Raw genomic sequence first — 21,983 nt, 5'->3', positions numbered from 1 at the left:
CGCACACCGAACCGGCGCGGACGATCGTCCCGGAGCACCACATTGCCATGTCCCCGAAAGCCCTCCGGCGGATCGAGCGGGTCTCGCACGGCCTCGTTTCCCGCCCGCGCGCAGGCGAACGCCGCGAACAGGGGCCGTACGGCTCGGGGTTGCCGGGGGACGGGACTTTGCCACGCTCCCGTACTGATGGTTGGGTGGCATGGTGTCATCGTCATCTCCGCAGCCCTGGTACGAGCAGAGCGGGCCGTACGGGCAGTCCGGCCCGCACCGTCAGGCCGGGCACCCGGGCCCAGCGCACCCCTCGTACCCGCACCAGGCGCCTCCGTCCGCCTGGCAGCGACAGCCCTACTCCCAGTCCTCGCCCCCTGATCCAGGACACTCGCCCCTCCACCAGCCCGCCGCACCGCCGGCGGGGCTGTCCGGCGCGTGGGAGCCCCGTCCACCGCGTTCGAGGGCGGGACGGCGGATCCGCTTCGTCCTGACGGTGCTGCACTTCCCGTTCCACGTGGTGCTGTGGGCGGTCGTCGTGGCGCTCCTCGTGGCCTGCGCGCTGGTGATGGAACTCGTCTGCGGGATCCTTCCCTTCCTCGAACGCCCGGTGGAGAAAGCGGCGGTCCGGGCCCTCGATCCCTTCCCCGCGCGGCCGCGCTGGTGGATGACGTGGGGCGAGCTGCGGCACGAGGAGGACCCCGCCTTCCACCGGGGACGGGTGGAGAAGCTGCTCCGGAAGCAGAGGAGCGATCGGCGCACGACGGACGTCGCCGCGCACCTGTACCGGTGCCTCGGGGTGCGCGGCCTGTTGGAGATCGCGGGGCCGCACGGCTGGACACTCGACGCGCAGGCGGCCGTCCGCCCTCACGAGAAGGTCAGGCTGTCCCGCCTCGTACCGGCGGCGACGCGGTCGTAGCCGCGTGCGCGCGGTCCCGGGACGCCCGCCGCGAAAGGGCGTTCCACCGTTTTCACGACGGTGGCCGCCCGCGGGGACGTGCGTGGGATCATCCGTCCATGAGCAGCGACCTGGAAGTGAGTGCCCTGGCGATCAACGTCACGATCCCGCAGACGCTTCGCTGGACGGATACCCGGCGCGGTGAAGTGTTCACACTGACCACACTCAACGTCCGGCTCCTCCCGGACGGCCACCTCGCCGCCAAGGCCTACGGCCGGCCGGTCGGTGGCGGTCGCGGCGCGTACGTCTCGTTCCCCGTCCCCGACAAACCCGAACTGGCGGCCCTGATCGCTGACGCCGCCAGCCGCGCCGGGGTGTTGTGGGCCGCCCATCGCGGTCTCGGCTGAGCTTGGTTCGGCCCGAAGGCGGACGGTGACAGTTCGGGCTTGGACCTCGTGGCAAGGCCGGAGAGGTGGGTCCTCCTGCGCGACGCGAGCACGACTCACGGATCGGGAGCGGCAGTTCATCGGGTCGTGTTCACCGATCGATGAGCACGGCCCGTGTCCCCGAGCGGCTGCGGCAGCGGTTCGGGGGCGCATCCGGACAGCGGTCTTCTCGGGCGGACAGCCGTGGCAGTCGGCGGGGTTCGCTCCGGCCGACTGCCGGATCGGCTCCTCCCGTGCGTGGTGGCCGCCGCGGCCTGTCCCGGACGAGAAGAAACCCACCCCTTCGGCTTCGTCCCGGAGCCGCTGAGTCCGCGCGGCGCCGCCGGGTACGTGTACGCGCAGGCACCACCCGGCGCCGTCGACCCCGGGGCGCAGCAGACCCACGGGAGGCGCGCCTTCGCCACCCGGCCGGGACGGTTCACAGGCCGTAGACGCGGGTGGCGGTCGCGCGGAAGACCTCGGCGCGCTCGGGCTCGCTCAGGCCGGCGGTCAGCTCGGCGGCCACGGCCACCACCTCGCCGTAGGGTGCCGCGAGGGTGCACACCGGCCAGTCGGAGCCGAACATCAGCCGGTGCGGCCCGAACGCGTCGAGGACCACGTCGGCGTACGGCCGCAGGTCGCGGACCGTCCAGGAGGCGGGGTCGGCCTCGGTGACCAGCCCCGACAGCTTGCAGACAGTGTTGGGCAGCGCGGCCAGCGCGCGGACGGCACCCGCCCACGGCTCGGTCGCGCCGGAGGCGACGGGGGGTTTGCCGAGGTGGTCGAGGACGAAGGTGAGCCCCGGGTGCTCGGCGGCGGCCCGGAGGCAGGCGGGCAGCTGGTGGGGCCGTACCACGAGGTCGTAGACGAGCCCGGCGTCCGCGACGGCGGCCAGGCCGCGCCGTACCTGCGGACGCAGCAGCCATTCCGGATCGGATTCGGCCTGCACCTGGTGGCGGATGCCCTTGAGGTGCCGGCCGCCGGGGAGGGCGAGCAGCCGGGCGAGTTCGCCGGCGACGCCGGGCCGGGTGAGGTCGGTCCAGCCGACGACTGCCCCGACCAGCTCGTGACGGTCGGCGAGGGCCAGGAACTCGGGGGTCTCCTCGGGCACGATGACCGTCTGGACGAGCACCGTGCGGCCGACTCCGGCGGCGCGCGCCCGGGGGCACAGATCGTCGAGGGTGAAGTTCCGGCGCAACGGCGCGAGCGCGGGGCCGCTGATCCAGTCCTGGTCGCGTACGGACAGGTCCCAGACGTGGTGGTGGGCGTCGACGATCACGGCCGGTCCCCGCCGGGCAGGGGGGCGTCGGCGGGCAGCAGGCCGGCCGCCCGCAGCTCCCGCCAGAACGCCTCCGGTACGGGGGTGCGGAACTGCGCGGCGCAATCGTCGACCTCGGCCGCCGAGCGGGCGCCGACGAGGACTTCGGTGACGGCCGGGTGCGCGGCGCAGAAGGCGAGGGCGGCGGCGCGCAGGGTGGTGCCGTGGCGTTCGGCGGCCTCCTTCAGGCGCAGGGCGCGGCCGACCAGCTCCCGGGGAGCTCGCCGGTAGTCGTAGGTGGCCGCCGGTCCCGGGTCGGCGAGCAGGCCGGAGTTGAAGGCGCCACCGAGGACGACTTCCGTGCCGCGTTCCTCGGCGGCGGGCAGGAGGTCGGCGAGGGCGCTCTGGTCGAGCAGGGTGTAGCGGCCGGCGCACAGCACCACGTCCACGTCGGTGTCGCGGACGAACCGGGTGAGCAGGGCGGTCTGGTTCATGCCCGCGCCGATCCGCCCGACCACGCCTTCCGCGCGCAGCCGCTCCAGCGCCGGATAGCCCTCCCGGAAGGCCTGCTCGGCGTGGTCGTCGGGGTCGTGGAGGTAGACGGTGTCGACCCGGTCCAGGCCCAGCCGGCGGAGGCTGGCGTCGAGGGTCCGGCGGATGCCGTCGGCGGAGAAGTCCCATACGCGGCGGTGGGTGGCCCGGACCGCGAAGCCGTGCGCGAGGTCGTCGCCGGAGCCGTCGGCGGGTTCCAGGCGGCGGCCCACCTTGGTGGAGACGGTGTACGCGTCACGCGGGTGTTCGCGCAGGGCGGCGCCGAGGCGGCGCTCGGACAGGCCGAGGCCGTAGTGCGGCGCGGTGTCGAAGGCGCGGATGCCCTGGCGCCAGGCGGCGGTGACGGCGGCGTGCGCCTGCTCGTCGGTCACCTCGGTGTAGAGGTTGCCGATGCCGGAGGCGCCGAAGGCGAGGGCGGTCACCGGGCCGCCGGGCGCAGCCGCAGGCCCTGCATGCCGCCGTCGACGGCGAGCGCGGTGCCGGTGGTGGCGCCGGACAGGGGACTGGCCAAGTAGGCGATGGCGCCCGCGACCTCCGCCGCGCCGACCAGGCGCCCGGTGGGCTGGCGGGCCTCCAGGGCGGCACGCTCGGCGGCCGGGTCGTCGGCGGCTTCGAGGAGACGCCCGACCCAGGGGGTGTCGACGGTCCCGGGGTTGACGCAGTTGACGCGGATGCCCTCGCGGACGTGGTCGGCGGCCATGGCCAGGGTCAGGGAGTACACGGCGCCCTTGGTCGCGCTGTAGAGGGCGCGCTGCGGCAGGCCGGCGGTGGCCGCGACGGAGCAGGTGTTGACGATCGCGGCGTGGGCGGAGCGGCGCAGGTGCGGCAGGGCGGCGCGGGTGGTGCGGACCATGCCGAGGACGTTGACGTCGAGGACGCGGTGCCACTCGGCGTCGTCGTTGTCCTCGACGGTGCCCCGGGCGCCGACGCCCGCGTTGTTGACCAGGACGTCCAGCCCGCCGAGGTCGCCGGCGGCGGCCGCCACGGCCCGGCGTACGGAGGGGTCGTCGCCGACGTCGGCGCGGTAGGCGAGCAGCGGCTCGCCGACCGTGGCGGGGTCCAGGTCGACGACGGCGACCCTGGCACCGCGCTCGGCCAGCAGTTCGGCGGTGGCCTGGCCGATGCCGGAGGCGCCGCCCGTCACCAGGGCCCGCAGGCCCTCGAAGTCGTTCATGCCGTCCGCTCCTTCCGTGTGCGCTCGGCGAGGTCGGCGGCCCAGAAGGTGCCGCCGGGGTACGTGTACCGCGCGATCGACTCCGGGCGCAGGGCGGCGGAGAAGCCGGGCGCGGAGGGGGCGGTGTAGTGCCCGTCTTGGACGACCACCGGGTCGAGGAAGTGGTCGTGGAGGTGGTCGACGTACTCGATCACCCGGTCCTCGGTGGTGCCGCAGACCGCCAGGTAGTCGAACATCGCCAGGTGCTGGACGAGCTCGCACAGGCCGACGCCGCCCGCGTGCGGGCAGACCGGCACGCCGAAACGGGCGGCCAGCAGCAGGATCGCCAGGTTCTCGTTGACCCCGCCGACGCGGGCCGCGTCGAGCTGGAGGACGTCGACGGCACCGGCCTGGAGGAGTTGCTTGACCACGACGCGGTTCTGGGCGTGCTCGCCGGTGGCGACCTTCACCGGGGCGACGGCCCGGCGGATCGCCGCGTGGCCGAGGATGTCGTCCGGACTGGTGGGCTCCTCGATCCAGTACGGGTCGAACGCGGCGAGCGCGGTGGTCCAGCGGATCGCCTCCGGCACGTCCCAGCGCTGGTTGGCGTCCACGGCCAGGCGGACGTTCGGGCCGACGGCCGCGCGGGCGGTGCGGCAGCGGCGGATGTCGTCGTCGAGGTCGGCACCGACCTTCAGCTTGATCTGGGTGAAGCCGTCGGCGACGGCCCGGCGGGCGAGCCGGGTCAGCTTGGCGTCGTCGTAGCCGAGCCAGCCGGGGGAGGTGGTATAGGCCGGGTAGCCGCGCTCCAGCAGGCGGGCCCGGCGCTCGTCGGCGCCCTCCCGGCCGCGCCGCAGCAGGTCCAGCGCGTCCTCGGGCGTGAGGACGTCGGTGAGGTACCGGAAGTCGGCCTGCCCGACCAGCCACTCCGGTTCGGCGTCGGCCAGCAGGCGCCACAGCGGCTTGCGGGCGCGCCGGGCGGCGAGGTCCCAGACGGCGTTGACGACCGCGCCGACCGCCATGTGCGCCACCCCCTTCTCCGGGCCCAGCCAGCGCAGTTGGCTGTCACCGGTCAGGTCCCGGTACAAGGACGCGGGGTCGGCGCACAGCACGTCGACCGAGCGGCCCACCACGTGTCCGCGCAGTGCCTCGATCGCCGCGACCTGCACGTCGTTGCCCCGCCCGATGGTGAAGGCGAACCCGTGGCCCTCGGGCGCGTCGGCGGCGTCGGTGCGCAGCACGACGTAGGCGGCCGAGTAGTCGGGGTCCGGGTTCATCGCGTCCGAGCCGTCCAGCTCGCGCGAGGTCGGAAAGCGGATGTCGTACGTCTCGAGGGCGATGACGCGGGCGGGGGGCGGGGACACGGAAGCCCCTTTCGGTCCGGGACGGCGGCATCGGCATGCTTATCAGACCACTCGCCTGCGGGAACACCCCTCGGGCGTGATGCCGCGGCTTTGTGACCGGCACGGGCAGGGCCACCTCGGTGGCTGGAACGCGGCGTACCGGAGGGACCGGGAGCCAGGACGTGAAAGCGACGCGTGCCGCGGCCGTCGTCGCGCCGGCCCCGTGTCGCCGACCGTTCCCGCCTGTGGGGGTGTGCCCGCCGTGGGTCGGGATTCACGCCCGCCGGGTCGCCGGGGAGCGGGTGGACGACGGTGCCGGGAGGGCCGCGGCGGTCCCGTGCCGGGGCGTGCCCGGCATCCCCTGCGGGGTCGTCGAGCACGTCTCCCGGTCGGCCAGGCCCGAGGGCGTGGCGTGCGTCGGCGGTCGGGCCGGGCCCCGCCGAACCCGGCCCGGCCGGGGCCGCCCTTCCCCGACCGCCACCACCAGGAACGCGGTACCCGGCGGTGGCGAGCGCCGGCCGGATCAGGAGGCGGGGGAGGCGACCGCGGCGCGGGCGCCGTCGCCGGCGGAGGCGGCGGCCTCGCCGTCGTCCAGGGAGATGTCCTTGGTCTCCTTGCCGAGGAGGAGCGCGGCCAGCGTCAGCACCGCCATCGCGGAGAGGTAGACGCCGACCAGCCACGGCGAGCCGTCACCGGCCTCCCACAGCGCCACCGCGATGAACGGGGCGACGGCCGCCCCGAGGATCGAGCTGACGTTGTACGAGATGCCCGATCCGGTGTAGCGCACGCTCGTGGGGAAGAGCTCGGGCAGGAGCGCGCCCATCGGGCCGAACGTCATGCCCATCAGCGTGAAGCCGAGCACGAGCCACAGCACCACGCCGAGCGTGCCCAGACCGATCAGGGGCACCCAGACCAGCCCGAAGACCACGATCGCGACGGTGATCCAGATCAGGGTGGTGCGCCGCCCGTACTTGTCGGCGAGCGGGCCGGAGACGAGGGTGAACACGGCGAAGAACAGCACCCCGAAGATCATCATCAGGACGAACGTGGTGTAGCCGTAGCCCAGACCGGGCACGGCGGCGTCCTTCGCGGCGCGTCCGTAGCTCAGCGAGAACGTGGTCATCAGGTAGAAGAGCACGTACGTGGCCAGCATGATGAAAGTGCCCAGGATCAGCTGCTTCCAGTGGCCCTGGACCACGGTGGCCAGCGGCAGTTTCTGCACCTTCCCGGCCTCGCGGGTCTTGGAGAAGACCGCCGACTCCACGAGCCGCGACCGCACCCACAGGCCGATCGCGACCATCACGGCGGAGAACAGGAACGGGATGCGCCAGCCCCAGCTGACGAAGGCGTCCGAGGGCTGCGTGGGATCGGCTCCCGCCGCGGACGGCAGCAGCGCTCCGATGATCAGGAACAGGCCGTTGCCGATGATGAAGCCGAGCGGGGCGCCCAGCTGCGGGAAGGTGCCGTACAGGGCGCGCTTGCCGCTGGGGGCGTTCTCGGTGGCGACCAGCGCGGCACCGCTCCACTCGCCGCCGAGCGCGAAGCCCTGCGCGAGCCGCATCAGGACGAGCAGTGCGGTGGCGATCCAGCCGGCCTGCGCGTAGGTGGGCAGGACACCGATGAGGAACGTGGCGATCCCCATGGTCAGCAGCGAGACCACCAGCGTCCGCTTGCGGCCGAGCCGGTCGCCGAGGTGTCCGAAGAAGACGGCTCCGACCGGGCGGGCGACCATCGCGGCGCCGAAGACCGCGAACGACGACAGCAGCGCCGTGGTCGGGTCGCTGCTCGGGAAGAAGAGGGAGGGGAAGACCAGAACGGCGGCGGTCGCGTAGATGTAGAAGTCGTAGAACTCGATCGTCGTGCCCATGAGGCTGGCGATGAGGACCCGGGACCGCGGATTGGCGGGTGTCTGGGTTGAGCCGGTGGCTGGTGCGGGCATTGCTCGGTCTTTCGCGCGAGGTGGGGATCGGTCACCGAGGGCCCGGACCTCCGCACACGTCCCCCTCGCCGAAGGACCGTGCGGATTGTACGGGCACCGCAACGATCTCAAGCATCTTATTTCCCGGAAAGTGCATACCATCATGTGAGACGCCGCATGTGGGTCCCGGCCCCGCTCGGCACTCGGTGGCGATGCCCGCGGACCTGTCGGCACCGCCGGGAGGCGGGTGGACCGACGCGGTCTCCCCGCCGGAACCCGCACGGGTCCGGTCCTGTTCGCGGGCGGACTGCCCGTGCGCGGTGCGGCCGGCGGGCGCGGGGACCGCCGGCCGCGGCTGCCGTGGGCGTGGGCGTGCGGCGGTCGGTCCGCTCACCTCACGGCAGGGCCGCCCGGACCCGGGAGACCCGCACCGGACTTCTACAGCTCGAACTCGAGGTGTTCGAGGTCGGTGAACTCCACCTCCAGGCCGTGGGCGCGGCGGCCGTTGTCGCGGAAGTAGACCTCCCCGAGGGCTTCGGCGGCGATCCGGCGGAGCAGGTCCTCGCCGGCTCCCTGCTCCTGGGCCTGGAAGAGGCGGGCGGCGTGGTGGGGAGGCAGGGCCAGGGTGAGATGGCGCGGCCGGGCGTCATCGGTCGTTCCGGGGGCGGCGGTGAAACCGAACCGGGCACGGGTGTCGATCATGATGCCGCCGGTGGTGGCCGCGGCCCGCTTCGCCCTGGCCCGGACCTTCGGCTGCCATCGCTTCCTCACCTCGGCCTCCAGCCGGGCCGCCAGCTCAGGACGGGGCCTCTTGGCCCGTCCGGCCACATAGCGTTCCACCTGGCGCTGGGACACCCCGAGCAGTTCGGCGGCGGCCCTCGTGCTCTTGAGCTGTCTGACCAGGTAACGCATCTGCGCGCCGGCGGATTTGGGAGCGGGACGGGTGAACGTGTCCTGCACCGCCTTTTCGAGCCCTTCCCCGACCGTGACCATCGTCGTGATCCTCCTACTCTCCGCCGTCCTTGGCGGTGACCTCACCGGTCTTGATGTAGCGGGCGAGGTTGGCGACCTTCCCGTCCTGGCCGAGCTGTTCGAGCACGTCCGCGCCCCACAGCACGCTCTGGGTGCCCTCGTGCTTGACCATCCCGGGTGACACCCCCAGGCGGAAGCTGCCCGGCACGGTCCTGCCGTCGGCGTCGTGGGGGAGGACGTCCAAGGGGCTGGGGCCGTCGGCGGCGTACACGGCGCAGTCGGACAGGACCGCGACCGGATAGCGGCCGGTGGCCGCCGCCAGGTGGAGCATCTTGCGGTGCATGTTGATCCGGGCGCGGGAGATGACGGTGGCACGGATGTCCGGACGCCAGGTCGGCCGGGCGAGGGCGGGCCAGGACTGCCCCGGCTTCCAGCCGCCGCCGCGCGCCTTCTCCTGCAGCTTGCCGATGCCGCCCTTGACGGTCATCTTCACGGCGTCCAGGACGATCGCCATCTCGGGGTCACGCTGCCTGTAGCCCTCCATCGCCTTCAGGAACTCCCGCGGGGCCAGCTTCTCCGCCACGCCCAGATCCGCCATCGTGGCGACATAGGCGTCGCGCAGCCGCTTGTACCAGCCGTCCAGGAACCGGCCGGCCTCGGGACGCACCCAGGCCTGGAGCGGGGCGACGTCGTAGCCGAGCTCGACGGCGTAGGCGACGGTCGGAGTGGCGTACCAGGCCGGGCCCGCGGGGCGCTCACCGGTCGGCGTGAACGGGCTGGGCAGCAACGCGCCGTCCAGCTCGCGCCACTGCTTGCCGACCCTCACCCGGGACAGGTCGACGTGGGAGAGGTCGACCAGCCAGGAGCCGGGCAGCGCCGGATCGAACGGGGGGCTGGTGACGTGCACGGGCGGCGAGGACAGGCCGACGACCGCGCCGTTGGCAGCCGCGCCGAACGCCAGGTTCACATCCAGGCCGACCAGGTAGCGCCGCATGCACTCGGCATCGGTCAGGTCCCGCGCCCAGTCGTACGCCTCCTCGAACAGTTTCTCGGCGGGGCCGCGCACATGGAACCGGGGCAGGTCCGCCAGGACGGGGTGCCCGTCGGTGGCCTCGCACGGCGCCGGGTCCATCGGCTCCGTTCCCAGCGAGCCGGGCCGGTGTTCGGCATGCCGCCGGCCGGTGGCGTCCGGCTCGCTCGCGCGGGTCGGCGGGTTGAGCGCGGTCATCAGCTCCAGGCCGGTGACGGCCGTTGAGCCGACCGGTGTCATCACCCGCATCGCGTACACGCCCAGCACCCGGGCGAGTTCGGCCGGTTCCAGCTGCGCGGCATGGCCCCAGGCGCGGTCGTCGAGGGCGTGCCAGGAGGGGATGCACAACTGCACGCACTGCCGGCGGCCGCCCTGGGCGGGACGGTAGATCCGCGCCCACGGCCCCAGCCCCCGCCGGGTGAGCTGCCAGTTCGCGCGCTGGAGCTGCTTGAGGACCTTGTGCCCCTCCGGGAGCCGCCCGGCGAGCCGCTCGGACGCGGACAACTCCACGGGCAGGCCGTAGCGCTCGCACGCCGCCTCGGTGAGCACCAGCAGCGGATCGGCGTCCTTCCCGCAGCCGTGCAGCCTCTCCGCTCCGAGCCGCGCCTCCGCGAGGGTCCATTCCACCAGGGCGGGCAGCGACTTGGCGGGGACGTCCAGGACCAGGCCGCCGACGCCGTAACCGGTCACGTTCCTGTCGGCGTCGGCGTCGAGGACGAGCAGCGGGCCGTGCGCGTACGCCTCTCCCGGCGCGGGTGCGGGCGTGCGGGCCGGGGCGGCCTTCCTCGCGCCCGGACGGCGCGCGGGGGGCGACGGCCGGACGGCACGCGCCGGACGTGACGCGCCGGCCGGTGAGTGAACGGCCTCGGGGCGAGGGGGCGGGGCGGTGCGGGGCGTCGTCGCGGCCGAGGCCCCCGACGTCTCGCCCGCGGTCGCCGGCCGTGCCGCGGGTGCCGGGCCGGTGGACTGCTGCGGGGCGGAGACGTCGTCCTGCGGGGTGTCGGTGGCGGGGTAGAGCTGCGCGAGCTGCTTGAGCAGACGCGCGTACGCCTCCCGTTCCGGCGGGCGTGGCTCGGTCCTGCCCGACTCCCAGCCGCTGACGGTGGCCCGCCGCACGTCCAGGGCGGCGGCCACCTCGTCCAGGGTGAGGGCGTGGGCCTGGCGCAGGCGCTTGCGCTCTTCCGGCGGCGGCAGCGGGGACCGGGACGCGACCAGCGCGTCCACTGCATCGAACAGCTCGGACATAGAGGACCTCCGTCTCCACTCTATCCCAAGGAGCGTACGGATCCCGCACTTTGGGCGTTTGTTCAACGTACGAAAAGCGTCCGTGGTAATGGACTCACCTGCTTGACGAGCGTCCTGCGCACCTCCGATCCGGAGCGAGGAGACCCCGGCCCCGTGCGGATCCAGGCACAGCGGGTCGGGGAGGCGGCTGGTGATCTCCCGGTGCCCGGGGCCGAGGGGAGACGGTTCCGGCGTGCCGGCCGTGAAGCGGCCACCGCCGACGGTCATGGCATGTTTCGAGGGCCTCCGCGACGCCTCGCGCTTCCCGGCCCGACCGCTCGGCGTCGCCCCGCCCGCGCCCGCCGGAAGGCTCCCCCGGACCGCCGGGCCGGCGGATGGGGGACCACCCGAGGCCCCGGCGGGCACGTCCGCGGGGAACCGCGGGCAGGAATCGTGCGCCCGGCTCGACTCGCTCCCACACCCGAGGACGGTCCTAGTGGCACCTATCGCACCGCGGGGGGCCTCGTCCCCGCGGGCCCGTCGGGACCGTCCGCTGCCGCTTCGGGCCGGTCCTCGCCGGCGCGTCCTCCGTCCCCGGTTCCGGCCGCCCGGTCGTCGTGGTGCGGCGCCGGTCCCAGCAGAACCTCGATCCCCGCCCGCAGATACCGCTCCAGCGTGGCGTCCGGCGCCGCGGACAGGGCGGGGGGACGGATCTCCGTGCGCATCAGGCTGGTGCCGAGCATCCAGGCCATCAGGAGCTCCGCCCGCAGATCGGCGTCGGGGCCGCCGAGGCGGGTGGCCAGGCGCTTGGAGAACACCTCCGTGAAATCCGCCCGCAGCCGCTCCACCGCCTCGTCCCGGCCGGAGGACCGCAGGACGGACAGCACCGGATGCGGGAAGTCGCCCTCTCGCGGCGTTCCCAGCAGCAGCGCGCAGAACCAGTCCGGGATCGCCTCGACCGGTTCCTCCAGCAGCGGTTCGAATATCTTGCCGGCGTCCGCCACGTCGTTGAACAGCGCTTCCTTCGAGCCAAAGTAGCGGTAGACGAGAGCGGCGTCCACGCCCACGTCGCCCGCGATGTCGCGCACGCTGGTGCCCTCGTAGCCGTACTTGCCGAAGCGAAAGGCCGCGGCGGCCCTGAGCGCGGTGCGCGTCGCCGAGGCCGAGCGCCGGTGGACGGGCCGCCGGGCCGCCGCCTTCGAGGCCCCGCCGTCCTGCACTCCCGTCACGTCACCGCACCTCCGTCGTCCACGGCCCTTCCGTCATCGGCCCATACTCCAGGCTGCGGCGGCTGTCTCAAAGTCACCGACCCATGTCATTGCTCGTTGACTTCCGTTCGCACCGCATGCCATATCTGGAGAAGATCGACAGTTGATGACCCGAGTCCTCGTCGCCCCGGGGCCGCACGACGAAGCCGGCCCTCCCAGGCCCGCCCGTGCGGCGCCCCACCGCGCACCCGGAACCGCCGCACGCGGGCACCTCCACCGACCGGAAAAGGTGATCCTCTTTGTCCGCTCGACGCGTTGCCGTGATCGGAACCGGTTACGTCGGTCTGACCACCGGTGCCTGCCTGGCCTCCCTCGGCCACTCCGTGGTGTGCGCGGACACCGATCCGCACAAGGTCGAGCGGCTGCGTGAGGCCCGGGTGGACATCCTGGAGCCCGGTCTGCCCGAGACCGTCCGGGACGCCCTGGACGCGGCCCGGCTGGACTTCACCGGCGACACCGCGGCCGCCGTCGCCGGGGCCGAAGTGGTCTTCCTGTGCCTGCCCACGCCCATGGGCGCGGGCGGCGCCGCCGATCTCGCCGCCGTGGAGGCCGTCGCCGGGCAGATCCGCGACGTGCTGCCGCCCGGCTGCGTCGTCGTCAACAAGTCGACCGTGCCGGTCGGCACCTGCGAACGTGTCGCCGCGCTGCTCGGCCGGGCGGACGTGGCCGTGGTGAGCAACCCGGAGTTCCTGCGCGAGGGCCACGCCGTCCACGACTTCCTCCACCCCGACCGGATCGTGATCGGTGCCGCCGACCGGGACGCCGCCCGGCGCGTGGCCGGCCTGTACAGCGCACTGGACGCGCCGCTGGTGCTCACCGACCCCGGCAGCGCCGAACTGACCAAGTACGCGGCCAACTTCTTCCTCGCGATGAAGCTGTCCTTCGCCAACAACCTCGCCACCCTCTGCGAGCGCTTCGGCGCCGACATCGCCGACGTCACCGAGGGCATCGGGCGCGATCCGCGCATCGGCTCCGCGTTCCTGCGGCCCGGGCCCGGCTGGGGCGGCTCCTGCCTGCCCAAGGACACCCACGCCCTGCTGACCATGTGCGACCGGTCCGGGGCCGACTTCCCGCTGCTGCGCGCCACCATCGAGACCAACGTCACCCACCAGCGCCGGCTCGTCGAGCGCGTCGTCGCCGCGTGCGGACGCGGCGAGGCCGGCTCGCTGCACGGTGTACGGCTCGCCCTGTACGGTCTGACCTTCAAGGCCGGTACCTCCGACCTGCGCGACTCGCCCGCGCTCGCCGTCGCCCGGCTGCTGCGCGAGCGGGGCGCCGAACTCACCGCCTACGACCCGGCGCTGCGCGAGGAGCGTTTCGACCTGAGCGACCTGGTCGACCTCTGCGACGACCCGGTACGGGCGGCGGAGGGGGCCGCGGCCTGCCTGGTCCTCACCGAGTGGCCGGAGCTGCGAGACCTCGACTGGCCGGCGATCGCCGCGCGCATGGACGGCCACCAGGTCCACGACTTCCGCAACCTGCTGGACGCGGACCGGCTCGCCCGGGCCGGACTGAGCTGGCAGGGCATCGGACGCGTGACGGCGCCGGCACGGGCGGCGTGACACGCGCGGACGGCCGGAGTCCCGCCTCCGGCGCCCGGGGGCGCACCCCGTCCGGGACGGGATGCGGTCGCCGGACGCGCGGACCGGCTCCCGTTGCGCCTCGGTGGTCCTGACGGCCCCGTTCCCCTCCTCACCGCCGAGAGTTTCCGAGAGAAAGGCTCATCCCATGCGGGTCCTGTGCACCACGCTCGGCAGTCCCTCCCACGGGCGTGCCCAACTGCCGCTGCTGCGCGCCCTCGCCGAGGCCGGGCACCAGGTGCGGGTGGTCACCACCGACGACCTCGCCCCCCTCTTCCGTGACGACGACGTGCAGGTGACCGCCGCCCTGCCGGAATTCCCCCCGATCGCCGAGATGGGCCGGCACCTCGCCGAACTCAAGGACACCGCCGACTCGGCGGATCCGATGGGAGCACTGACCCGGCTGATGCTGCGGATCGTGGCCGGGCCCGCCGTCAAGCCCCACCTGGACACCCTGCTCACCCTGGCCCGGGAGTTCCGTCCCGACCTGATCCTGCGGGACGGCATGGACATGAGCGCGGTGCTCACCGCCGAACTGCTGGGCGTACCGCAGCTGCCGACACCCTCCGGGTTCAGCAACATCCTGGACCCCGCCGAGGTGCTGCCGCATCTGAACGAGCGGCGTGAGGAGCTGGGGCTGCCCGTGCGGGACGACCCGCTGTCCGTCGTACCGCACGGCCGCGTCGACTACGTGCCGCCCGCCTTCTCCTTCGCCCGCCACCTGCCCCGGACATGGGCCTACCGGCAGACGGTGGACGTCGAGCGCGGCAAGGCGCTGCCCGAGTGGGCCGCCGAACTGCCCACGGACCGGCCGCTGGTGTACGCCGCGATAGGCACCGCCCTGCCGATGGTGCGCGCGCGCATGGCGGACCGGGCCGTGCCGCTGCCCGTGGAACTGCCGGACGCCGCCGAGAGCCTGCGCGCGATCGCGGAGGCGGCGAGGGCGCTGGACGACTGCACGGTGGTCGTGTCGACGTCCGGAATACCGCTGGACATCGAGGGGCTGCCCGGGCACGTCCACGTCACCACGCGCGTACCGCAGCCGCTGCTGCTGGAGACGGTCGACCTGTTCGTCACCCACGGCGGCTTCAACAGCATCCGCGAGGCGATGCGCACCGGCACGCCACTGGCGGTCCTGCCGCACTTCGGGGACCAGCACGCCAACGCCGGCCGTGTGGAGGAACTGGGCCTGGGCCGCCACATCACCGACCGCAGCGCGGCCGGCATCGCCGACGTGTGCCGCAAGCTCCTCGCCGACCCCGCGCCCCGGGCGCGGGCCCGGGCGGCCCAGCTGGCGATGCTGACACTGCCGGAGGTCGAACACGCCGTCGGTGACCTGGAGGAGATCGCCGGTTAGCCGGCCGGCCACCGGGCGGGACCGCTCCAAGGCCCCGGCCCCCTCCGCCCACAGGTCGTACGGGCGGGCGGGACCGGGCGCCGCGCCCCACCCGGAACGCACGGCCCGCCCCCGGACACGCCCACACCCCCAAGGACGACACGTGACCTCCTCCGACACCCGAGAACAGGGCGCGGCCGGGGACATGCCCGCGCGGCTCGGCCACCGGCAGATCACCACCGTCATGTCCGGGCTGGTACTCGGCATGTTCCTCGGAGCGCTGGACCAGACGGTGGTCTCGTCCGCGCTGCGGACCATCGCCGACGACCTGCACGGGCTGACGGCCCAGGCCTGGGTGACCACCGCCTACCTCGTCACCGCCACCATCGCCACGCCGCTGTACGGCAAGCTCTCCGACATCCACGGCCGCCGGCCCGTCTACCTCGCCGCGATCACCCTGTTCACCCTCGGCTCACTGCTGTGCGGGTGTGCCGGGTCGGTCCACGAACTCGCGGCGTTCCGCGCCGTGCAGGGACTCGGCGGCGGAGGCCTGATGTCCCTGGCGATGACGATCATCGCGGACATCACCACTCCCCGTGAAAGGGGCCGCTACCAGGGCTACTTCATGGCCGTGTTCGGAGGTGCCAGCATCGTCGGCCCGCTGGTGGGCGGCGCGTTCGCGGACCGGGCCACCCTGCTCGGCATCGCCGGCTGGCGCTGGATCTTCCTGATCAACCTGCCGCTCGCCGCCGCGGCCGCCGTGACGATCGTCCGCGTGCTGCGCTTCCCGCACCGGCGGGTGCGGCACCGGCTCGACCTCTTCGGGGCCTTCGCCCTGGCCGTGGGGCTCGTGCCGCTGCTGACCGTCGCCGAGCAGGGCCGCGCCTGGGGGTGGGCCTCCCCCCGGGCGCTGGCGATGTACCTGATCGGCGGGGTGGGACTCGCGGTGTTCGTCGCAGTGGAACGGCGGATGGGCGACGCCGCGCTGCTGCCGCCGCGCCTGTTCCGCATCCGCGCCTTCCGGCTGGGCGTCGGGCTGCACTTCGTCGTCGGGATCGGCATGTTCGGCGCGATGACGGTGCTGCCGCTCTACCTCCAGCTCGTACGCGGTATGAGTCCCATGGCGGCGGGCCTGGCCACCCTGCCCATGGTCGCCGCGAACCTCGCGGTGACGCTGCTGACGGGTCGGCTGATCGCCCGGACCGGCCGGTTCAAGGTCCATCTCGTCACCGGCGTCGGCTCGTTCACCGCCGCCATGCTCGTCTTCGCCACGCTGCGCGTGGACAGCCCGCTGTGGCACCCGGCACTCGGCATGGTCCTGATGGGCGCGGGACTCGGCGCGTCGATGCAGACGCTCACCACGCTCGCCCAGTGCGAGGTGCCCCGCACGGACATGGGCGCGGCGACGGCGGCGGTCAACTTCTTCCGCTCCAACGGCGGCACGGTCGGCACCGCGGCGTTCCTGTCGATCCTGTTCACCACGGCGGCCTCCGGTATCGCCGACCGGCTGGCCGAGGCCCGCCGCGCTCCGGCCTACCGCCGTCTGCTGGCCCAGCCCGACAACGCGCACGCCCTGGCGGGCGTCCTGCGTCCCGGCGGCGGCGTCGACCTGGAGGACTCCGCCTTCCTGCGCGCCCTCGACCCGGGCGCGGCGCTGCCGTTCCTGGAGGGATACGTCGCCTCGATGCGCGCCGTCTTCCTCACCGGTGCCGCGGTCGCCCTGACCGCCTTCCTGGTCGCGGCCTGGCGGGTGCCCGACCTCACGCTCTCCGACGAGTAGCGGGAGCCGGCCGAAACCCCGGCGCCGTGGCGAGCCGTCGGCGCCCTGTCGCCTCCCCGCGCCGAGCGGCCGGGATGTCCGCCGGCCGCGAAGCGCCGCGGGGACCACGGCCGGCTCGGGTCCGCCCCTCGGATGCGCGCCGTCCGCCGCGTCGGCCGGTTCCTCCCGGGCGGCCCGCCCGACGCGCCGCGGGTCGTGACCGGGCACCTGCCGCGCGCCCCGGACGCGACCGGGCCGGGCGAGGATGACGGCGGCGGCCGGGAGCGGGCGCCGGTAACCCGGTCGGGGCGCTGATCGGTTCGGGTGCCCCGACCCTGTCCAGGCCGGTACGCGGGGGCGTGGTTCAGATGCCGACCTGCGGGTGTGCGGCGCTGAGGTAGTGGAGGGCACTTCGGGCCGAGTGCTCGGTGAGCAGGTCCAGCAGTTCGCCGGCGGCGGTCTTGAGGAGGTGTCCGTCGCGGGTGGCGTGGAGGGTTTCCAGGAGGAAGACGACGTGGGTGGAGTCCTCGGTGACACGGGTGCGGTGGGCGTCGCGGTGGTTCCAGTGGCGGGTCAGGACGTCGGTGGCGTCCGCGTAGACGATCTCGCCGGGCCCGGGGTTCTCCACCGTGCCGGGTTCGCCGAGCGGGGTGAAGGTCTCGCTGCCGTCGGCGTGGCGGATCTCGACGTCGCCGGTGACGTGGGCCAGGTCGAAGGCGCCGGCGGGCAGGCCGTGGCGCACGGAGACGGCGTTGTAGGAGTCGACGGCCGAGTTGATCCGCGGCAGGCTCCCCTTCTTCGCCAGGCGGCGGCCGAGGGCGTCGACGCTGGGGCGGGTGCGGCGGGGGTTGGTGCCGAAGGAGCGGTAGGCGGTGTGCCACGCCTCGATGCGCGGATCGCTCTCGTCGGCGGGGGCCCAGGTGCCGTCGGCGAGCTGCCGCTCCAGGTCCTCCAGGGCGGTGGTGGTGGCCGGCCAGGGCTCGTGGCCGCGCAGGCCGGTGGCGGTGACGACGGCGATGAGGGTGTCGGGGAAGGCGTCCGCGACGGCGGGGCTGATGCGGAAGGTGGTCACAGGGGGTCCGTTCGAGGTGATGACGCGGGTGTGAGGGGGTGGGTGGTCAGGACTTCCAGGTGCCGACCCGGTCCAGGCGGCGCACCTGCTGGCGGGCGGTGGGCGCGTCCAGACCCCGGCCGCGTTCGGTGAGCCGCCGGGCGGTGCCGGCGCGCTGCTCGACGGGTTTGTGGTCGTCGTACTTGAACTTCGCGCGGACCTCGGTGACGTCCAGGCGCAGACCGCGGATGCCGGGCAGCATCCGCCCGTAGGGGGACTGGCCGACCTCGATGGGGGCGTGGTCGCCGTCGGGCTGGAAGTGCGCCATCTGCCGGCGCAGCAGCTCGGCCTTGTCCTCGGGATCGTCGACGATGGTGGCCCGGCAGGTGAACTGGACAGCCGCGTAGTAGCTGGTCGGGACGCCGTCGGTGGGAGGGGTGCCGGGTTTGGCACGCCAGGGGCCGGGGATGAACGCGTAATCGCCGGTGACGGTGAAGGTGACGTTCGGGTCGGCCTCGATCGCCCCCCAGACGGGGTTGGGGCGGGCGAGGTGGACCAGCAGGGTGTCGCCGTCCACGGTGAAGTGGGTGGGCACGGCGATGGGCGCGCGTCCGGGCAGGCCGTTGGCGCTGAGGATGCCGAAGTCGTGTCCGTCGGCGATCCAGGTCTGCCACTCGGCGTCGTCCAGGGCGGCGTCCCAGGGCTGGATGAACATACGCGGGTCCTCCGGAAGGGGCGTTGGGTCAGGCGAGGGCGAGGAGGCTGACGGCGACGGCGGCGGTGCCCAGGCCGATCAGCTGGCCGCGGTGGATGCGCTCGGCCAGGACACCGCGGGCGAGCAGGACGGTGCCGGCCGGGTACAGGGCGGTGATCACGGCGACGACGGCCAGGTCGCCGCTGCGGGCGGCGAGCAGGAACAGCAGGTTGGCCACCGAGTCCAGCACGCCGGCCGCCGCCGACATCGCGTAGGCGGGCTTCTCCGGGCCCAGCCGTCGGGACATCAGCCCGGCCGCGGCCAGGGTGACGGCGGAGGAGACGGCACGGCCGACGAGCAGTGGGCCGACGCCGCTGTCCGCGGGTGCCTGGTGCAGGAAGACCAACTGCAGGGCGATGGCGGCTCCGGCGCCGAAGGCCGACAGCAGCGCGGTGCGCGAGGGGCGCACGCCGCCGGCGCCGTGTCCGGCGCTGACCAGCACCACGGCCGCCAGCGCCAGTGGCAGGCCGACCAGTCCGGCCGGTCCCAGGTGCTCGCCCTGCAACAGGCCGACGCCGACCGGCAGCATCGCCGAGACCAGCGCGGTCACCGGGGAGAGGATGTTCATCGGGCCGATCGCGAGCGTGCGGTAGAGCAGGGCGAGCACGGCGGCCGACGCGACACCGGAGGCGGCGCCCCACGCGAGGGTCGCGGGGGCGAAGGAGGCGCCGAGGAAGGGCCACAGCAGCAGCTCGACGGTGAGCGAGGCCGGAGCCGCGATCACCACGGTGCGCAGGACGTGGGCCTTGCGGGCGCCGAGGCCGCCGAGGAAGTCGGCACAGCCGTAGGCCAGGGAACTGCCCAGGGCCAGTAGCAGAGCGATCACGGATATGTCCCTTACCCTTAGTAGAACGACCACACCGTACAACGCACCGACCGGAAGTCGTCAATCTAACGACCGCACGGTGCAATGCAGTGATCCACCTGGAGGGTGACAGCGATGGCCGAGACCGAGACGGCGCTGCGGACACTCGCCCACAACGTCCGCACGGCCCGCACCCGGGCCGGACTGTCCCTGGACGAACTCGGCCGCCGCGCCAAGGTCAGCAAGGGGGCCCTGGTCGCCCTGGAGAAGGCCCAGGGCAACCCCAACTTCGCCACCCTGGTCCGCCTCGCCGACACTCTCGGCGTCTCCGTCTCCGCCTTGATGGAGGGGCGACCCGAGGAACGCGTCCGCGTGGTGAGCGCCGCCGCCGTCGTGCCCCTGTGGAAGGGCGAGCGCGGCAGCGAGGCCCGGCTCATGCTGACCACCGGCGGCCCGGCAGCCACCGAGGTCTGGCGCTGGACGCTGGAACCGGGCGAGGAATACCCCAGCCACCCCCACCAGAGCGGTGTGGTGGAGACCGTCAACGTCACCGCCGGACGGATGGTGCTCGTCGTCGACGGCACGGAGCACCCCGTCGAGGCGGGGCAGACCGCCACCTTCGACGCCGACGCCCCTCACGCCTACCGCGGCTCGGGCACCGGAACCTGCCACCTCGTCATGACCGTCCACCTGCCCCCTGGTCCCGCGTAGCCCTGGGGCGGGTCGGAACGGCCGGACCGGGTCGTCCCCGGCTGCCGGCAGACGATCGAATGGCGGCAGGTGCGACGGCCGTCCGGTGAACCCGGACTCCTCCGGGTGCTGGAGGGCGCCGATCCCGCCGGATCCGAGGAGGCCGACGACGGGGTTCGACGACGCCTCGGGTCGGGTGCGGCGACAGAGGCGGGGAGCGGTGTGGCCGGGCTCGTCCGCAAGCGGGTGCCGGCCGGCCCGCCGGGGAGGCCGGACCCGCGCACGGCGGTGTGCGAACCGGCGGCCGACCGGAAGACCCGCGCCGGAGGCTTCGGCTCCCTCCGGTGACCATGCGCGTCGCCGTACCTCAACTCCCGTCCGTGTTCACCTTGTTGACTCCGGCCTCGTTGCTCCGTAGGTTCCGACGCGGAAACATTCGGGCCGCAGTCGGCAAGTTTCGACGGGCGTCCTCCGCGTCGCTCTCCGGCCCCGGCGCAGGGACGCGGAGCCGCGACATGGGGAATCACATGACCTCCGTACTCCAAAGATCCCGCAGGGTGCTGACCCGGCTGGTGAGCAGGACCGCGTCGGCGGTGCGCACGGCCGCGGTCGCCGGTGTGGCCGTCGCCGTCACCACCACCGTCTCGGCGGTCGGCGCCCCCGGCCGGGACTCCGGGAGCGGATTCGAGCCGGGAACGGGGCCCGGCGGCGCCCACTGGGTGGACACCTGGACGTCCATGCCGCAATTGACCGAGCCCCACAACATGCCGCCCGCCCCGTTCACCGAGGACGAGCTGGTCCTCCACGACAGCACCCTTCGGCAGACGATCCGTACGACCATCGGGGGCGAGAAGCTGCGCCTGCGGTTCTCCAACGCGTTCGGCGGGGCGGCACTGCCGATCACCCGTGTCTCGGTGGCGCTGCCCGAGGAAGGGGCCGCCGGAGTCGCCCGGATCGAGCCGGGAACGTCCCGGCCGGTCACTTTCGGCGGACGCCCCTCGGCCGTCGTGCCGACGGGCGCGCAGATGGTCTCCGACCCGGTGGACATGAAGGTGCCGGCCCGGACCAACCTGACGGTGACGGTGTACCTCGCCGACGGGCAGGCGTCGTCGGCCATCACCTCGCACCCGGGATCACGCACCACCTCGTACCTGGTCAAGGGCGATCGGACCAACGCCACCGACCTTCCGGGCGCCACCGGCACCGACCACTGGTACTTCCTCAGCGGTGCCGAGACCTGGGCGCCGCACCCGCGCGCCGCGGCCGCGGTGATGCTCGGCGACTCCCTCACCGACGGGCGCGGCTCCACCACCAACGCCAACAACCGCTGGCCCGACCTGCTCCAGGACCGCCTGGCGGCCACCGCGGCGACCTCGCACGTCGCCGTCGTGAACCAGGCGGCCGGCGGCAACCGCGTCCTCGAGGACGGACTCGGCCCCAACGCGCTCGCCCGCCTCGACCGGGACGTCCTCGCCCGCAGCGGGGCCCGGTGGCTGCTGGTCTTCGAAGGCATCAACGACCTGGGAACCGCCGAGGCCACCGGGACCGCCCAGCGCCGGACCGCCGACGACCTGATCGTCGCCTACCGGCAGATCGTCACCCGCGCCCACGCCCAGGGCATCCGCGTCCACGGCGCCACCCTCACCCCGATCGGCGGGAACCGGATGTACGACGACCCGGGCGGCGTACGCGAGGCGGCCCGGCAGCGGGTCAACGACTGGATCCGCACCAGCGGGGTCTTCGACGCGGTGGTCGACTTCGACCGCGCCGTCCGCGACCCGGACGCCCCGACCCGTCTGCGCCCGCTGTACGACGAGGGCGACCACCTCCACCTCAATCCGGCCGGTTACGCGGCCCTGGCACGCGCGGTGCCGGCCGGGCTGTTCCGCTGACACCGGCCCTTTCCGCCCGGGTGCCCCGCCCCGGCGGCCGGCGGACCGACGAGCACACCGGACGGGCCGATGCGGCCGGACACCGCT

At 73.8% G+C, this 21,983-nt stretch carries 18 protein-coding genes; 7 read left to right on the top strand and 11 right to left on the bottom strand.

What is annotated here, in order from left to right; translation table 11 throughout:
• Positions 1-484: 484 nt before the first annotated feature.
• Both ACSU6Z_RS00940 and ACSU6Z_RS00935 read left to right on the top strand, forming a co-directional pair.
• Positions 485-907, top strand: a complete 423-nt coding sequence (locus ACSU6Z_RS00940; RefSeq protein WP_437041887.1) for a hypothetical protein — start codon at positions 485-487, stop codon at positions 905-907.
• 98 nt (positions 908-1,005) lie between these two features.
• Entirely contained in the window at positions 1,006-1,293 is a 288-nt protein-coding gene (locus tag ACSU6Z_RS00935; protein WP_437041885.1) for a hypothetical protein, read from the top strand.
• 457 nt (positions 1,294-1,750) lie between these two features.
• Here the strand turns inward: ACSU6Z_RS00935 and ACSU6Z_RS00930 are convergent, their stop codons facing one another.
• The 8 genes from ACSU6Z_RS00930 to ACSU6Z_RS00895 form a co-directional block, all read right to left on the bottom strand.
• On the bottom strand, positions 1,751-2,590 hold the full coding sequence (locus tag ACSU6Z_RS00930; RefSeq protein WP_437041883.1) for an amidohydrolase family protein: 840 nt from the start codon (positions 2,588-2,590) through the stop codon (positions 1,751-1,753).
• Positions 2,587-3,543 carry an aldo/keto reductase gene (locus ACSU6Z_RS00925; RefSeq protein ID WP_437041881.1) on the bottom strand — a complete coding sequence of 319 codons (957 nt, stop codon included), beginning with the start codon at positions 3,541-3,543 and terminating at the stop codon, positions 2,587-2,589. Before ACSU6Z_RS00925 ends, ACSU6Z_RS00930 begins: the two co-directional genes overlap by 4 nt.
• Positions 3,540-4,295, bottom strand: a complete 756-nt coding sequence (locus tag ACSU6Z_RS00920) for an SDR family NAD(P)-dependent oxidoreductase (RefSeq protein ID WP_437041880.1) — start codon at positions 4,293-4,295, stop codon at positions 3,540-3,542. Before ACSU6Z_RS00920 ends, ACSU6Z_RS00925 begins: the two co-directional genes overlap by 4 nt.
• On the bottom strand, positions 4,292-5,638 hold the full coding sequence (locus ACSU6Z_RS00915; protein WP_437041878.1) for an enolase C-terminal domain-like protein: 1,347 nt from the start codon (positions 5,636-5,638) through the stop codon (positions 4,292-4,294). Before ACSU6Z_RS00915 ends, ACSU6Z_RS00920 begins: the two co-directional genes overlap by 4 nt.
• Before the next feature lie 502 nt (positions 5,639-6,140).
• Complete coding sequence (locus ACSU6Z_RS00910; protein WP_437041876.1) at positions 6,141-7,556, bottom strand: MFS transporter; 1,416 nt, start codon at positions 7,554-7,556, stop codon at positions 6,141-6,143.
• 417 nt (positions 7,557-7,973) lie between these two features.
• Positions 7,974-8,528, bottom strand: coding sequence for a telomere-protecting terminal protein Tpg (gene tpg, locus ACSU6Z_RS00905; protein WP_437041874.1), 555 nt, complete (start codon positions 8,526-8,528; stop codon positions 7,974-7,976).
• A gap of 13 nt (positions 8,529-8,541) precedes the next feature.
• A complete protein-coding gene (gene tap / locus ACSU6Z_RS00900) occupies positions 8,542-10,782 on the bottom strand; it encodes a telomere-associated protein Tap (RefSeq protein ID WP_437041872.1) in 2,241 nt (746 codons plus the stop codon).
• A gap of 482 nt (positions 10,783-11,264) precedes the next feature.
• A complete protein-coding gene (locus ACSU6Z_RS00895) occupies positions 11,265-11,990 on the bottom strand; it encodes a TetR family transcriptional regulator (protein WP_437041870.1) in 726 nt (241 codons plus the stop codon).
• Positions 11,991-12,268: 278 nt separating this feature from the next.
• Between ACSU6Z_RS00895 and ACSU6Z_RS00890 the strand changes: the two genes are divergently transcribed.
• The 3 genes from ACSU6Z_RS00890 to ACSU6Z_RS00880 all read left to right on the top strand — a co-directional run bounded on the left by ACSU6Z_RS00890 (position 12,269) and on the right by ACSU6Z_RS00880 (position 16,725).
• Entirely contained in the window at positions 12,269-13,591 is a 1,323-nt protein-coding gene (locus ACSU6Z_RS00890; protein ID WP_437041868.1) for a UDP-glucose dehydrogenase family protein, read from the top strand.
• 166 nt (positions 13,592-13,757) lie between these two features.
• Positions 13,758-14,966, top strand: a complete 1,209-nt coding sequence (locus ACSU6Z_RS00885; RefSeq protein ID WP_437041866.1) for a glycosyltransferase — start codon at positions 13,758-13,760, stop codon at positions 14,964-14,966.
• A 142-nt stretch (positions 14,967-15,108) separates the two neighbouring features.
• Positions 15,109-16,725 carry an MDR family MFS transporter gene (locus ACSU6Z_RS00880; RefSeq protein ID WP_437041865.1) on the top strand — a complete coding sequence of 539 codons (1,617 nt, stop codon included), beginning with the start codon at positions 15,109-15,111 and terminating at the stop codon, positions 16,723-16,725.
• Between the two features lie 343 nt (positions 16,726-17,068).
• Here the strand turns inward: ACSU6Z_RS00880 and ACSU6Z_RS00875 are convergent, their stop codons facing one another.
• The 3 genes from ACSU6Z_RS00875 to ACSU6Z_RS00865 are packed head-to-tail and all read right to left on the bottom strand — an operon-like array spanning position 17,069 to position 19,335.
• Positions 17,069-17,776 (bottom strand): B3/B4 domain-containing protein, encoded by a 708-nt coding sequence (locus tag ACSU6Z_RS00875; RefSeq protein WP_437041864.1) that lies wholly within the window; start codon positions 17,774-17,776, stop codon positions 17,069-17,071.
• Between the two features lie 46 nt (positions 17,777-17,822).
• On the bottom strand, positions 17,823-18,470 hold the full coding sequence (locus ACSU6Z_RS00870) for an FMN-binding negative transcriptional regulator (RefSeq protein ID WP_437041863.1): 648 nt from the start codon (positions 18,468-18,470) through the stop codon (positions 17,823-17,825).
• A 28-nt stretch (positions 18,471-18,498) separates the two neighbouring features.
• On the bottom strand, positions 18,499-19,335 hold the full coding sequence (locus ACSU6Z_RS00865; protein WP_437041862.1) for an EamA family transporter: 837 nt from the start codon (positions 19,333-19,335) through the stop codon (positions 18,499-18,501).
• 114 nt (positions 19,336-19,449) lie between these two features.
• Here ACSU6Z_RS00865 and ACSU6Z_RS00860 point away from each other — a divergent pair, with 114 nt between their 5' ends.
• A complete protein-coding gene (locus ACSU6Z_RS00860; protein WP_437041860.1) occupies positions 19,450-20,025 on the top strand; it encodes a helix-turn-helix domain-containing protein in 576 nt (191 codons plus the stop codon).
• A gap of 506 nt (positions 20,026-20,531) precedes the next feature.
• Complete coding sequence (locus ACSU6Z_RS00855; RefSeq protein ID WP_437041858.1) at positions 20,532-21,896, top strand: SGNH/GDSL hydrolase family protein; 1,365 nt, start codon at positions 20,532-20,534, stop codon at positions 21,894-21,896.
• The last annotated feature ends 87 nt before the right edge of the window (positions 21,897-21,983 follow it).

Origin of the sequence: Streptomyces sp. enrichment culture, assembly GCF_964273145.1 — a bacterium.
GTDB lineage: Bacteria > Actinomycetota > Actinomycetes > Streptomycetales > Streptomycetaceae > Streptomyces.
Note: the sequence above shows the minus strand (reverse complement) of the source record. Positions and strands in the feature narration are given on the sequence as shown.